A 15,132-nucleotide genomic window follows, 5' to 3' on the forward strand; every position below is an offset into this window, starting at 1 on the left:
ACGCTTCGATCTGCCGGCTGACGGCAAGCCTCAATGACAAGACGGATATCGAAGGGCAAATCCGCAGATTATTTTTTGTAACGGCGCCGGCGCTGTCACAGATGCGCCTTTTCCTCACGGGTGAGTTGCGTCTTCTGTGCTTCGGTCAACTCACCATTCCCAACCAGTTGGAATGCGCTCGCGGGGTCGTAGCTGACACGCGCCGGGGGTAACGCCATCGCGCCCTTCGCACCTGCTGCGGGGGCACCAGAATCCGGTCCGCCCAGCATCCGCACCGAGAAGATCGACGGTGCGTTCTGACGCTGCGCCACTCGCTCTCGCGCCATCGCGTCCTGTGCGGCCGACGCTGCCTGTGCCGCCGTGGCGCTCGCATTGGTCAGCGCGCCGACATTGACGGCCGCGATCACCGGCAAGCCCGTCGACTTACCCTGCACCTGCACGTTGGCCGCGTTCACGACCGCGAGCGCCGCGAAGTTGACGTTGCCCGACACGCGAATGCCCGCTTCCCCTGCGTCGATGGTACCCAGCGGGGCGACCAGATCGATGTCGCCGCCCGGCACTTCCGGCAGCGGCGCCAGCGTGGCGATACCAGCCCCGCTCGACGGCACCGATGGCGAGAGCGTCACGTCGCCCATGCCGTCGTACACACGCTTGGGCGGCGTGTAGAGCACGGTCGTCTTCGAACCGCGCCCCGCGTTGATATCGCCCTGCGCCGACCACGCCTGAATGCTGCCGCCGAAGGTCGTCATCACTCGCGACAGACCGAGCAGAATGCTGTCGCGGCTGTAGAGCTGAATGTCGCCTTCGCCCTGCGTGACCACACCGGCGGCTGCGCCCGGCGTGACGCCTTCAACGCCGACCAGCGTGCGGCCGCCCGGGTTGAGCATCTGAATGCTGCCGCCGAAGTTGGTGCGCACCCCGGCGTCGCTGGTGACGGGAATGTTCACGCCATTGACGTTGTTCATCCCGACCACGCTGCTGAACATCGTGATCGCGCCGTTGTAGTCATTGGGGCGACCGGCGGTATCGTTCGTGGGGAACAGCGTCGCAATGGCGTCGCGTCCGCGCAGATAGCTGCCATAGCGCGGGCTGCCCGAGTCGTTGTATTCACGGCCGCCAAGCAGCAACTCCCGGAAGTACACGTCGCGCACGAACACGCCTTGCTGGGCGGTGGGCAACGCGAGGAAGTACGCGAGGGCATCGGCCGGGGTGCCGTCGTAGCCGAAACGCCCCTTGAGCCATGTCACCAATTCTTCGCCATAGGCGTGCGCCACCTTACCGCTGCCCGCCGGCGCAATGCCGCCGGGCGACTGGTTCGCCGGATCGAAGTACGTCTTGGCAAAACCGGCGTAGTCCGGGCCGTTGGCGCCTACCCCAGCCAACACCGAGATCCCTGCACCGCCGCTCGTGTTCGACGGATGAATCACATCGCCCACACTCGTTAGCATGCCGTAATAGCCCTGATACAGATTTCGCCCGGCCTGCATCTGCAACAGCCCCGGTCCGAGAATGTTCGCCGACTGGTAGAGGATGTCGCGTCCGGCCTGCATCAGGGTGATGTCGCTGCCGGTTACATTCGCGAACGTGTCCGGTGCCGTCCCCATGCCGACGATGTCTCGCCCCGCCATAACCTCGAACGGCTTGGCGGCAACGTACCAGGCGTTGTGCGACGGGATGAACTGCGCCACCGGGTCATTGACCATCTTGAGCGTCTTGCCCAGCCCCAGATCGTCGATATCCACGCCTGCATAGATGCGGGCGGGCACGCTGTCGCCTGCGTGGAGCGCCGACGTCACCGTGTCTTCGCCGTAGGCGAGCGGCGTGCGGGCATTCTGACGAATGGCCGCATCGGTCGACGCGCTGTTAAGCGCTCCGCCGTTGAACGTCTGAAAGAAGACGTGCTGCGGCGTGGCCAACGCCACCATGTCGGCACCGGACATCGAGACAGTTCCGCCCTGACCGTAGATCGTACCTGCCGCATATATCTCGAGCTGCCCCACGGGCGAGGCGATCAACTCCAGGTCGGTTCTCGGGTCATCCGGCGTCATGCCCGTCTTGAAGCGGATGTCGCCATTGGCGGCCGTCACGCTGAGGCTACCCGGGAAGAACGTGCCGGCGTTGTTGATCGCGTTGCCTGAGGCGCCGCCGTCCATGGGCATCACGTCGCCACCGGCCGAGAACAAGGACACCTTGCTGGACGGCCGGAACAGTGTGAACTGCGTATACCCGCCCTTGCCAACGGTGCCTGTGCTGTCCGTGTAGTACCCGCCCTTGGTGTCCGCAGTCGGGATCATGCCCGCGTCGCCAACGCCGCCGAGCACCAGATCGCCACGTGCGCTCATGCTGACCGTCCCGTCACCCGGAACGAGTGTCGGCCCGCGTGTTTGCGTCACGCCCTTGATCGTCGTCAACAGTTGCACACGCGGATCGAACGACTTCCAGTAGCTGCCGTTGCCGAACGGGGCCATCGTGCCGATCGAGCCTGCATCGATGCTTGCATCGCCGCGCAGGTTCGTGACATTGCCGAAGTAGTCGGACGGACGGTCGGACTGCTGCGCCAGAGACGAGCGTCCGTTGAGCATCCCGCCGACCTTCAGGCTCACATCGCCGCCGCCGGTCTGGATCACCGTGCCATCGGAGAGCACGCGCTCGGTCGAGGCGACGACGAGGTCGAGACCGGTCGATTGCAATACGTTGCCCGACGTCATTACGCCGGCGTTGCGCCCGGCGTCCACGGTCAGATTCCCGCCCCCGAGCGTGCCAATGCCCTGGAACCCGACAATCGACTGCGTGAGGCTGTTCGGGTTGACCTGCGCCAGCGAGCCGAAGTTGATGCCCCATGCCGCCGGGTCCTGCGTCAGCCCGGCACCGCCCTGACGCCACAACCAGTTCGACGTGAGGTTACTGTTGTTATAGCGCACCGAGTTATCGGCGATCTGGATATTGCCGGTGACGTCCTGCTGCGCGACGAGCAGCATGTCGCCACCGTGCTCCGGATACCAGACCTGCACAGCGCCGCCTGACGCCGTGGCCGGCAGGTTGTACGGATTGCTGCCATCGGCCGCGAGGATCGGCGCCGACGCCGTGCCCGCCGTGTAGACGCCATAAGGCGTGGCTTCGCTGAAACTTCCGCCAGCCAGGATTTCCAGACTTCCGGTGCCGGTGCGCAGCACGCTGAACGCCGTGGCGCGTTGCGCGTTGGTGTACGCGGCGTCGCTCAACGTCACGTTGCCGCTGCCTGCCAGTGTGCGCATCGATTGCATGGCGCGCTGATCGGCGGCCGCAAGATCGGCGCCACCGACGAGGCGCACCGACGCCGAGAGCGAACCGGGGGCGAGCATGGCTGCCATCGGCGAAGTGGGCGCGGCACCAGGGACTGCGGGGGACGCCATCCGCCCGATGGCGGGCAGGTTCGAGACTTCGAACATCAGGTAGTCATTCCCCCCCGACGACGGGCCGGGGTCGAGCATGGTGCCTGCGCGGATCGTATCGCCGGGTCCGTAGGCACGGCCATTCGTATCCACGAACGGAACGCCGTAGTCCGTCACCATCTGCTGGTAAAACGCGTCGTCCGGCACGGTCCAGTCAGACATCAATGCGACAGCGATCTGGAAGGCGTAGCTGGAATTGCTCAGACCGGAGTAACTGGGCGACCACAGTTCGGATTTCGGGTCGTTCGCGTAATCGATCGCACTGTAGACCGCCGGCGTACCGCTCGTGGACTGGAACCCGTCCGAGAGGCTGCCTCCAATGGTCAGATTACCGCCCGCCCGGATCGCAAGCGCCATCGGCTCGCCTGCGCCGTAAGTCGCCGAATTCGGGTCGCGGTTGGCAGACGCGCCATAACGGTACTTCGCGAGATCAATATCGCCGATCGTCGAAAGATCGCCGGTCGAGGCAATCTGCACGCCCGGGCGCAGGTGGTAGGCGCTGCCGTAGGCCGACAGGCCCGCGGTGCGTGCCGCCAGTGCACCGTTGCCCGCCGCGGCGTTCATGAACGCCGTGCTCGCGGTGTCGTAGCCGTCGAGCGTTGCCTGCGAGATCGCGCTGCCCGGCGCGAGGTTGTATGTCCAGAAACCATTGAGCGCAATGCTGTTCGCGCCGCGAATCGTCAGCGGCCCCATCGCGTCGATGGCGATGTCGCCCGAGGTTTCGCCCGTGCGCATCGCGTTCAGCACGACGTCGCCGTAGGACTTGCCGTCCGGCGTGCTCAGATCGAGTGTTGCGCCCGGCGAGAGCGTCATTCGTCCGCCCGACGTCGTCAACTCGATATGACCGCGATTCTTCGACTCGACGGGTGCGCCGTAGCTGTCGACCTGGAGCTTCGTGCCATGCGCATCGAGCACTGCCGTGCCAGCGAGCGTGAGTCCGTTGCCTGCGGAAAGTCGGATCGTGCCCGGCGAGGTGCCGGACGCATCGATAGTGCCGCTCACCGTCAGGCTGCCGTTATCGACCGACAGGTTGACCTTGTGCGCCTTCACGCCGTCGCCGACCACCAGATCGCCCTGCTTCTGCACAAAACTGCGCGCATCGAAGAAGCCACCGCCATTGAGCCGCGTGTTGAGTCCGGCGAAATCCGCGAAAGTCCCGGCCGACGCGCCGAAGTCCCCGCTGACGAACCCCGCGTTCGCGTTGCCGCGCAATTGTCCGCCCAGCGCGACGGTGCCGGTACTGCCGTCGACGGTGATCGTGCCTGCATGATTGTTCTGAGCCGAGACGTCGATGATCGAACCCGACGACTGCGAAACGCCGCCTTGTGCGCTCGTGAACACCGCAGTGCCGCCGAAGCCGTAGAGGGTCGCCGCCTGAATACGCGACGTCTGCCCGCTCAGGTCGATGCGGCTGCCGTCGGCGAGCACGATGTCATGTGTCGCGTCGACGGCAAACTTGCCACTCGGCAACAGGACCGTCGTGCCGAGATGTACGGTATCGCCGGTCAGATCGATCTCCGCCCCCGCCACGCTCGACGTGACCGCACTGGGCGTCGTGCCCGCCGGGGCCACGACGTCTAGCGTGCCGCCTGCCGTGTAAGCGATGACCGACTTCTGCACGCCGGTCAGCAGCGGCGTGGCGAGCGTCAGGTTGCCACCCGTGCCGCTCTGACCGAACACGTCTCCGCTTTGCGTGCTCGGCGCCTGATACACGAAGAGCTTGCTGTTGCCTGCCGAGACAATGCGGTCGCTGGCAGTGAGATCGACGTTACCGAAGCCGTACATCGTGCGCGTGGCGCTCGTCGTGTCGACCGGCGCGAATGTGCCGAGATCGATTTCCTTCGCGATCAGACTCAACATGCCACTGCCCGGTGCGCCGACCAGCGCCGGTGCCAGCGCATCGGCTACACCGTTCCATATCAGTTGATCGGCCGCGATCGTCGCATGGTCGCCCACCGCACCGTAACCGTAGATCGCAGGGGCCTTGAGCACGACGCTCACACCGGAGCCGCGGGTATCGAGGCGACTGCTCCCGAAGACATTGATCGCGCCTGCTGCACCCAGCGTGAGCTTCTCGAGTGCGGGCGCCCCGCTTGCCGGGTCGCCGTGCATCAGCGTCGAGAGCATGGCCTGATTGAACAGCATGCCTGCCGGATTGCCTGCGGCGGCCACTTGCGCTGCATCGCCGACATTGAGCGAGCCGACGGCCAGCGTGATGTTGCGTGCACCGAAGCGCGACGTCGGATCGAGCGTCGAGGCACCGTTGGTCGAGAAAACCAGCGAACCCTCGGCGAAGAGGCTCGAGCCTGCACCGATGGTGATACTGCCCCGACTCGTTTGTGCGCCGCCGAATTCGATCTCGCCATTCGAGAGGCCAAGCACCGTGTAGTTGCCGGCGACGTAGGGCATGCCGGTCGACGCCGTGTCGAACGGGGCCGGCCCCTTGCCGACGGTCGTGAGCGTTACGCCGTTGCCGAGCGTGATGTTGTTGCCGATCAGGTAGAGCTCTCCGGCGGATAGCGTCACGCCGTCGCGCACGAACAGATCATTGACGCTGACGCCGCTGTTGCCGAACATGTACTGCCCGACCTTCGCCGACGCGTAGCCATTGATGCTCAGGCGCGGTGCGTTGATAGCGCTCAGATCGTTCGCACCGACCGAAACGCCGCCGAATCCGGCCGTGGGTGTGCCTGCGGTGATTTCGCCGACGTTCTCCACGGCCACCTGCCCGGCGATGCCACCCGGTGCCGCCTGGAAGTTGGCCTGCCCCTGGAACGAGAACACCGGCCCCGTTGCGGGCGTGCCAGGCGATGTGAACAAGATATCGAGCACTCGCCCATCGCGCGGCAGCATCGGCACGAGGTTGCCGAATTGCGCTGCCTGCGCCGAGAAAAAGTCGGCGTAGCTCTGCTCGTTGTACTGCGAATACTTGCGCACAGCCGTACCCGGGGTGACCAGCAGCGTAGACGGCAGTTGGCTGCGCGCGCCGGTGTTGGCGGTACTCATATAGCCCGCCGCCAGATAGGTGCCGTTGCCGGCGGCCGTCGGCGTGCCCGGCAGAATCTGTCCGGTGCCGCCGATCTCGACGCGGTACGCGCCGGGCAGCAGCGCGTAGTTCGACGGCAGCAGCGTATAGGTGCCGGCAGGCAGGCCCGGCACGCCGTCGCCGATGGTGATGCGTTGGCCCACGGCCGGATCGCCCGCGCCGTTTTCCGGTGAGACCGGTGCATAGTTCGACGCGTAGCCCGGCACGATGGCGTAGACCTTGTCGCCCGCCTTGCTCAGCTTCATGGTCGGGTTCGCGTTGACCAACGGCGTGTTGAGCACGTTGACCGAACCGCCGCGGCCGGACACGAATCCCGCGCCGGTGAGTGTGCCGCCGCCCGACAGGTCGAGCACCGCGCCGCTGTCGACCGTCACGACGTCGCCCTTCAGGCCGATGCCTGAACTGATCTGCCAGCCGCCACCGGTGAAGCCGCCTGCCTGCAACGGTGTGACACTCGCACCATTGAAGCTGTACGTCACGCCGTCGAACGTGCCGCCGTAAGGCATCCTCAGACCGTTCGACGACACCGAGGTGATGCTGCCGGGCAGCAACTCGATGGACTTGACCTCGGGGGCCCCCTCGCCGGGCACTGCGGCGTCCGTCTGGCCGAAGATCAGACGGCCCAGCGGCGCTCGCAGGATGCCGCCCTGACGGATCTTCGGCGCGGAAAACGTGAGCGTGCCGAACGCGGTCATCGGCATGTCCGGCACGCTCGATGTGGTGCGGCCGAACGTGAGCGTTCCGTCGTAGTCGCGATTTCGCTGGCCCGCCACGATGTTCGCGACCGCACCGGTCGTCGGATAGATCTGCGCGCCGTCGAGTTCGATGTCCCAGGCGGAGAGCAACGTCGTGCCCTGCTGGATCGCCGGCGTGGGCAGGAAGCGGATATCACCCTGACTGACCAGACGTGTCGTGAGAAAGCCTGTCACCGGTGCCGACAGGCTTGGCGAGAACGACAGCGGGCCTTGCAGATCGATGAGATTCGCATCGACTTCGAACGTTGCCGTCGTAGGGACCGGGGCCGAGCCCGGTGCGCCGATGCTGCCGCTGCGATAGCCATCCTTGTAGATGGATGGCGTGCCGGTCAGGCTCACGTAGGGTGCGGTGAGGCGAACCGTGTTGCTCGACGGCACGACGGTGCCAGTCTGCGGCGCCGAGGACGTAAAAGCATTCGCCGTGAGCTTGAGGCTCTTGTCGAGCGAGAGCGAGACATCGCCCGGGAAGATCATCATGTCGGTGACCATCAGCGACACGCCGCTGAAGCCCCCCTCCCTGATCTGGTCGACGCTCACGGCAGCCTTGCCGAACGCGAGTGCCGAGACAGCATCCGGTCCCGACAGTGCCGTGGGTACGCCGCGCGTTTCCGTCACCACGAACTGCCCCGGCACGGTGACGTTCCCCGGCAACTGCCCCCACGGGTCCAGGAACTGCGGCGTGATGAGCGAGAGCGACAAATCTCCGCCCAAAGCGCCGGCGCCCCCCGCTTTGGCATGGGCGTTGCCGTCGAGCATCAATCCACTCGTCGAACTGAGCGAGACGGTGCCGCCGCTGGACGCGAGCGTCGTCGTGCCCTTGGCATTCATCAGTTGTCCCGACACGGTTGACGTGGCGACGCTCACCACCGCGCCGTCGGCATTGAGCTCGGCCCCCGGGCGCACGATCACGAACGAGGGACCGCCGTTGATCGTGATGCTGCCGCCATCCGACACCGTGCCGTACTGACGCCCCGTGGCATCCGTGGCTGTGTAGCCAAAGCCAGAGACGTCGAGCAGTGCCGTCGGCCCCAGCCAGATCGACATGCCGAGGTTGTTGCCGCTCGCGTCGAAGTTGCGCGCGCTCGCCAGTACGTTGTCGGCTTCCGACGTCAACGCGATCTTCCCGCCGCGCGCAATGAGCGAGCCGTCGACGGTGATGCGGCCGAAGGCATCGAGCGTGAGGCTCTGCCCCGGGTCGACGGCGAGCGTCGCACCTTTGCCGATGCTGACCTCGCGCCCCGTCATGTTGCCCTGATAGTCCTTGCCGAGGGAGCGCAGCGCGAGACTCGCCCCGGCGCGCTGCGTGAGCGTGGCGGTCTGAGCATTCTCGGCAACCAGCGGCGGCAGTGTCAGGGTCATGACCTTCGACGGATCGCTGCCCGTCGGTGCCATCGGGCTGTCCGCCGTCAAGCGATAGACCGGCATGACCGGTGCGAGCGTTACGCCGTTATCGACACGCACGCCCTGGCCGCCATTGATGTCGTAGCTGGAAAAACCCGCGCTGAAGAACGGCGTATTGCTGCCCGAAGCCCCCGCATTGAACATCGGGACCGGTGTGATGGCGATGGTGCGCGCAAGGGTTGTGCCCGCCGGAATGACGACACCCACCGGATAGGTCACATCGACGTTACTCACCGTACCTGCCGTGTACACGATCTGGTACGGGCGAATCGCAAAGCCAACGGGGAACACGCTCGACGGAATGATCGTGCCGACGGGGAGGGCGCCGTCGCTGCTGTTCGCGCCGAAGATGTTGAAGATCAGCTTGCCTTTGGGCAGCGTGGCGCCAGCGTAATAGCGATCGTAACCCGAATTCGGCCCTGCCCGGTACGCATATACGTTCACGCCGTCCGGCACGACCCAGTCCGCCGCCGTCGGTACGGTCGGTGCGACGTCGAGCTGGATCGGCACCGGGAACGGGACGTCCAAGATCAGCCGGGTATGGGCGTCTATCGAGGAGAACGGCAGTGGTGTGCCGGCGGGCACGGTGTACGGTTCGGCCAGTTTCACGGCAATATCCACCGACGTGCCGGCGGCCAGTTCGCCGCCCGCGAGCGCCGCGTTCGCACCGATCAAGATGGCGTCGGGCGTCGAGACGGTCAGCTTGCCGCCACCGTTCACGCCGTAGGCGTTGATCGTGCCGTTCAGGATGAGCGTGCCGACGCTCACATTGACGTTACTCGCCGAATCGCCGGCGATCAGCGTCACATTACCGCCCGTGCCGCCCCGGGTCTTGCCATTGGCGAGGATTGCAGCGCCTGAGGACACATCGATCACGCTGCCGTCGCCGAGCGTCAGGTCACTCGTCGAATCGAGCGTGACGTTGCCGCCGTTGATGAACGCCACCTTGGAGAGCGACCCTGGGTTGGTGCTGCCATTGACCCAGAGACCGCGCACGTCGATGCGCGCGCCGGGCAACAACGTCAGCCCGACAGTGCCGTTGGGCGAAAAGAGTGCGGTGGCGTACTTGTCACCCTCGCGCAGGTACGTATTGGAGATGTTGACCGTCCCCGACGGCACCGTCAGATTGCCCGACACATCGACATACGGCGCGACCAGCGACAGGCGGCCACCGTTATCCAGACGCAGATCGCTGCGCACCTTCACGTCGCCCGAGGTCACGAGATCCATTTCGCCATAGCCCGTGGCGTTCACGCGCGAGGCATCGAGCCAGAGGGTGTTGGCGCGCGAGGGGTCCAGCGTGTCGGCCGCCGACAAGGCCGAGGTGATGTCGGCAATGCCGCCGATCACGACATCCGTCGTGAAAGCCCCCGTGCGGCCCGCGCCCGTGTACTGGCCGAGCGTAAGCGAACCGGCACGCGCGACCGTGAACTGACTCAATGCGTAGCCATCGGTCAGGCTCGACGGACGCGCCTGCGTCTGCACCGGTCCGGTGTAGACGTTGGCGACCACGTCCCCTTCGAGCACGGCGGTGGGCGCTGAGATCGACAGACGGCCGGCATCCCGCCCCACGGTATAGCCGTTTTGCAGCACCCGTTGCGGCGCGATCAGCGGGGTCGCATACGACTCGGTCGTGTTCTTGCCCCAGCGCGGATGATCGACTTCGAAGCCGTTGTACACGCCCGTGTAGAGCACATTCGACGGCGCGGTGTTGACGTTGTAGAGCTGACCGTCTGCGCCTTTGAGCCACGACTGGTTCAGGTAACCCGTCTGCACGTCGAGCGAGCCGCCCGACAAGTTGATGAGCGCGCCCTTTTGCGTGACAACCTCGTTGCCGCCGATCGTGACCGTACCGCCCTGCGCGGCCCATTCGCCAATGCCGTGCGCCTGATTCGCCAGGTAGCCGCCGACTTCGAGCAAACCGCCCGGGGTGTACCAGCGCTCGTTCGCGTAGCCCCCCACAGAGGCCGGAACATAGACCAGACGGCGGCGATCGATCCAGACGTTTGCGTTGTTCAACGCGGCGTTATCGCGGTTGCCCGGCGCGTCGCGTTGCTCGTTGCCCTGCACGTTCACCTTGACGTTGTTGCTGTCCATCGACAGCGACACGCCGACCGCACCCGACACGTCGAGTTGCGCACGGTTCGCCACGAAACTGCGGCCCGTCGCACTCACGGCAATCTGTCCGCCCGTGGCCAGCGTGAGCGAATCGCTCTGGAATTCCACGTTGCCACCGCTCACGATCTCGACGCGCGATTGATCGCGACGATCCGAGAGCTTCGAGAGGTTGTCGAACAGTCCGCTGGAAGTGCCCGCGCGCAGTGCGTCCTGCGTGGCCGAATCCTGAATCAGTGCCGTGCGCTGGCTGTCAAGGGCGGTCGCGCCGCTGTCGCTGATGAGCACCGACGTGAGCGCCCCGCTGCCCAGCGTCACCTTGCCCTGCGTGTCGCTCGCCGAGTTCAGCAAGTGGATCGTGCCGCGCGTGTTCACCGTCGTGGTCGACACCGCCGTGCCTAGCTGCTGAACGTCGCGGCCCGCCAGCGTAATGTCGCCTTCCGACGCCATCAACAAGCCCGTATTGACCACCTTGCCCGCCGTGCTCTGCGCAACGAACTGCGGCGAGATTTCGTTGCCGCGCGTGGTCGATGCCGTATTCGCATCCGTGCCGACGCCCTTGCGAATCACGAAGCTATCACCCGCGGCGAGCGCCACCTGCCCTTGCGGGGTGACGATGGCGCCCGCATTACTCACCTGGTTGCCCAGCAGCAGCACATAGCCGCCGCCCTGCGTCACCGACGTCGGCGTGCGGGTCGTGATGTTCGCACCCGCCTGCACTTCGACCTTGCCCAGCGCATCGGTGAAGCTCGGTGTCGTGCCGTTCGCCCCGTAAATCCCACCGGTCTGGAACTGCGCGTCGCTCATGCGCGCCGCCGCCACCACCAGATTGCGCGTATCGACCTGACTCGTCCCACCGAAGATCACACCGTTGCGGTTCAGGATCAGCACTGTGCCGTCGCCGTGAATCTGCCCCTGAATCTGGCTCGGACGTGCATTCGGATCATTCACGCGATTGAGCGCCGCCCAATCGCTTTGCTGTGCGAAGTTCACCGACGTATTGCGCCCGACGTTGAACGTCTCCCAGTTCAGGATTGCCTTGTCGGCCGTTTGCGCAATGTTGACGTTGGTTTTGCCGTTGGCGCTCGTTTGCGTGGGCGCCTGCGCGTTGATCCAGCCTTTGGTCAGGCTGTTCGTGTCGACCTTCAGGCCGCCCTCGCTCAGACCGTCGGGAATCGTCGCATCCGTATTGCCAGCCGCCGCACGCGCATTGGCCTGCGCGGCCTGCATCGCGGCAATGTTCTGCGCCGCCGTGCCCAGATTCGCAATCGAGCGCTGCAACTGCGCGTTCGCCTGTTGCTGCTGCGCCGACGGGTCCATGAGCGACGTGACCGGCATGCCGTTGGGCAGGCGTCCCGTCTGCGACGCTGTGGCCTGTGCCGCGCCTCGCGCGGCGAACCACGCGTTGCTGAACGCTTGCTGTGCGTGGGCGGCCGACGACGCGAGGAGTGTGAGTGCTGCCGCTTGTACGAGGGGTTTTCGATGAAGGCTGCGAATGACGCATCCGAATCGCTGACGTTGACGCTTACGTGGCGAGTCGGCAGAGGTGTCGGAATCGGGCGAAGCGAGCGAGACGAAAGGGTTCGGTTGCATGTCGGTTTTGCAGTGGCAATCGGTTAGCGACCGCGCGCTACGTGTCGATGCGCGCGGCCTTCCCTTTGATGACGACGCTCACTCTCAAAACCCGCAAAGCCGCCCTCGAAAATATGCTGCCGTGCGCGCTTCCGCGCTCCCCGGGCAGCACCGCCGCCACGCCCCGATGTCAGCCCACCACGACAATGCCGCCGGGCAACTGCGTCACGCGTGCGCCGAGTACTTCCTGAATTTGCGCGAAGACTTCGCTCAACCGGTCGATGCGGAACCGTCCGCTCAGACGGCTCTGCGCCAAATGACTGTCGATGACCACGACACGCCCGGCGCGATAGCGATTGATCTCGCCGACGACGTCGGCGAGCGGCGTGTCGCGGAATACGAGCACGCCCGAGCGCCACGCCGTGGCGACGGCCGCGTCGACAGACATGGCATTCCCGAGATGCCGGCCCTGATAGATCACTTGCTGACTCGCCGCCAACTGTACGCTGTGGCTTCCCAATTCCACGCGCACGTTGCCGGACACGCATGTCACGCAGACGCGCGTGTCGAGATTACGCACTTCGAAATTGGCCTGTGTGCCGATGGCGCGTCCGTCACCCGCCGTCACCACGAACCGCCCGGCACTGCGCGAGTTGTCGACGGCAATCTCGCCATCGAGCAAGTCGATACCGGCGCGCGCACTTCCCGAGGCATCCCCGCCAGCCCCCCCGTCCTTGTTCATCAAAGCGATGCGGGTTTGCGTGTTCAGATTGACGGTGACGTCATTGGCCAGAGCGATCTGCCGCTGCTCGCCCACCGACGTACGGTAATCGGCATGGGCCAGCGAGGTCATCGCGCCCCAGATGCCAACCGGGGCAATCACGGCAGCCCCGATGCCGGCCACCGAGGCGAGCGCGCCCCCGAGGAATACACGGCGGCCGACACGCGCAGGGCGCCGAGCCTCGGCACGCTCGCGTGCGCGCACCCTCTCGCCGGCGGGGCCGATATCGCGCCACAGGCGACGCGCGTCTGCGAACGCCGCAGCATGCGAGGGGCTCGCGTCGCACCATTGCTGGAGCGCCTGCGCATCTGCCACGGTAGCTTCGCCAGACGTGAGACGTCGCACCCACGCATGGGCGTCGCGATTCACGGCCTGCGCGTCGTACGACGCTTGCCGGGGGGGGATTCGGGTCGGGCTGTCGGGTGCTGCCTTCATGTCGGGTGGTATCTGTCGATCCTCTGCTTGCGGTGGCGGCTATTCTTTCCGCAATCCAGGCCGCCAATCCGCGAGAATCCGTGCGATTTCGTTAAACTTCGGGGCGTCTTGATTACATGACGTTTCCCATTACCGGATTCCGCAATTTTTCTTCAAATTATTTTTTGTCGCGTCGCACGACCGTCATAAAGTCGTGTCACGCGCATTGCCAATTCACTTCCGTTCGATGTGCTCGGCGCAAAACGCCTGCGCCCGCTTAAGCTCCAGTTCGACCAGACGCAAGGAAATCCCGAAACGCTCGGCGACTTCCCGTTGCGCAAGGCCGTCGAGACGCACCGCCAACAGAATGTCGCGACGGCGCTGCGGCATCTTCTCCAGCACGCGCACCAGTTCGTTCAGGTCGGAGTTTGCTTCCGCGATCTGAGCAGGGCCAGGGTCGGGGCTCACCAGATCGAGCATCGTCTCGATCTCGCCGACGCTCAGGCGACGGTCCTCGGCCCGTTGCTTGTCGATGGCCGCGTGATACGCCATTCGGTACAGATACGCGCCCGGATTGCGCACCGGCTCGATGTTCTCTGTGCTCTCGAGGCGCACCCACGTGTCCTGCAAGGCATCGCCTGCCAGGTCGGAAGAGCCGAGCTTGCGAGAGAGCAGTGTCTTGAGCTGCCCATATCGTTGGACGAGCAGCTCACGCAAGGTGGCGCGCGCACTATCGGCCATTCAGCCCTCCCGTCGCGGGCCTCGCGTCGTTGGCAGGCTCGCACCCCCAACTCCGGCCGGACGCTTTCGGCAAGATCACGAACGTGAACGGCTGAGCAAGCGATGGCGGCACCGCTTCTCCGATGCGCACCCCTTGCAACGAAGTCACGACCAGCTTATCGATGCTCGCGTCTCCGCTGGAGCCGAGCAACGAAACCGGGCCGATCTGGCCGGTGGCGTCGATCCACAAACGCAGTGCGATACGCCGGGCGCCCTGCGCCAGCACCGGTTGCGCACAGAACGCATCGCGCACGCGTGTCTGCACCAGCCCGAAGTAACGACGCGCCGTCGCGGCCGCTGCGGATGTGTCGTCGGCGACATCGGGCGCATTGCGGCGCACGGGTACGAGCGCCACCGTCTTTGCACCGGTATAGCGCGGGGTGAGGCCACTGCCTTCCAGCAAAATCGGGAGCGCCGCGCGCGCGGTCATGTCACCTTGCACAGGCGGGGAAACACGTCCTGCGGTGAGGGAGCTGTCATAAAGCAACGAAACGTCCGTGAATGCGCCGTACGCCTCGAGCGCAGACTGCAGCGGCTGCGCGGGGATATCGAAATGCAACGGCGTCTGCGCCACGGCATCGGCGGGGATCACGCCGCCCGGCGCGACCTCCGTCGCCGAGACACGGGCAGAGCAAGCGCAGGAACAGATCATCGCGATGCACAGTAACAATGTCGGCCGCGGCGTGCTTATCGCTATGTTTCTGAGCATGTCCGCGCTACTTGGCGCACAACTGGCCCCGGGCAAAGCCGGGGCCTTCGGGGGCGTGCGGAATTGAATTCTTCGCGCAGGCTAGCAGTCCGACGTGAATTTTTTGTTACAAGCGCCGTATCTGCCGG

Annotated in this window: 4 protein-coding genes; all 4 read right to left on the reverse strand. The window is 65.4% G+C overall.

The annotated features are described in order from the left end of the window. Positions 1-95: 95 nt before the first annotated feature. Entirely contained in the window at positions 96-12,341 is a 12,246-nt protein-coding gene (locus tag AT395_RS17890; RefSeq protein ID WP_058375232.1) for a filamentous haemagglutinin family protein, read from the reverse strand. 169 nt (positions 12,342-12,510) lie between these two features. After that, entirely contained in the window at positions 12,511-13,536 is a 1,026-nt protein-coding gene (locus AT395_RS17895) for a FecR family protein (protein WP_058375233.1), read from the reverse strand. Between the two features lie 213 nt (positions 13,537-13,749). After that, complete coding sequence (locus AT395_RS17900) at positions 13,750-14,256, reverse strand: RNA polymerase sigma factor (protein WP_042116836.1); 507 nt, start codon at positions 14,254-14,256, stop codon at positions 13,750-13,752. Further along, positions 14,246-14,947 (reverse strand): secretin and TonB N-terminal domain-containing protein, encoded by a 702-nt coding sequence (locus AT395_RS17905; RefSeq protein WP_048629881.1) that lies wholly within the window; start codon positions 14,945-14,947, stop codon positions 14,246-14,248. The genes AT395_RS17900 and AT395_RS17905 overlap by 11 nt, the downstream gene beginning before the upstream one ends. Between the last annotated feature and the right edge of the window lie 185 nt (positions 14,948-15,132).

Origin of the sequence: Pandoraea apista (assembly GCF_001465595.2) — a bacterium.
Lineage (GTDB): Bacteria > Pseudomonadota > Gammaproteobacteria > Burkholderiales > Burkholderiaceae > Pandoraea > Pandoraea apista.

Coding starts and splice junctions, on each gene's coding strand:
- AT395_RS17890 (WP_058375232.1), bottom strand. CDS start 12,341: ATGCAACCGAACCCTTTCGTCTCGCTCGCTTCGCCCGATTCCGACACC.
- AT395_RS17895 (WP_058375233.1), bottom strand. CDS start 13,536: ATGAAGGCAGCACCCGACAGCCCGACCCGAATCCCCCCCCGGCAAGCG.
- AT395_RS17900 (WP_042116836.1), bottom strand. CDS start 14,256: ATGGCCGATAGTGCGCGCGCCACCTTGCGTGAGCTGCTCGTCCAACGA.
- AT395_RS17905 (WP_048629881.1), bottom strand. CDS start 14,947: ATGATCTGTTCCTGCGCTTGCTCTGCCCGTGTCTCGGCGACGGAGGTC.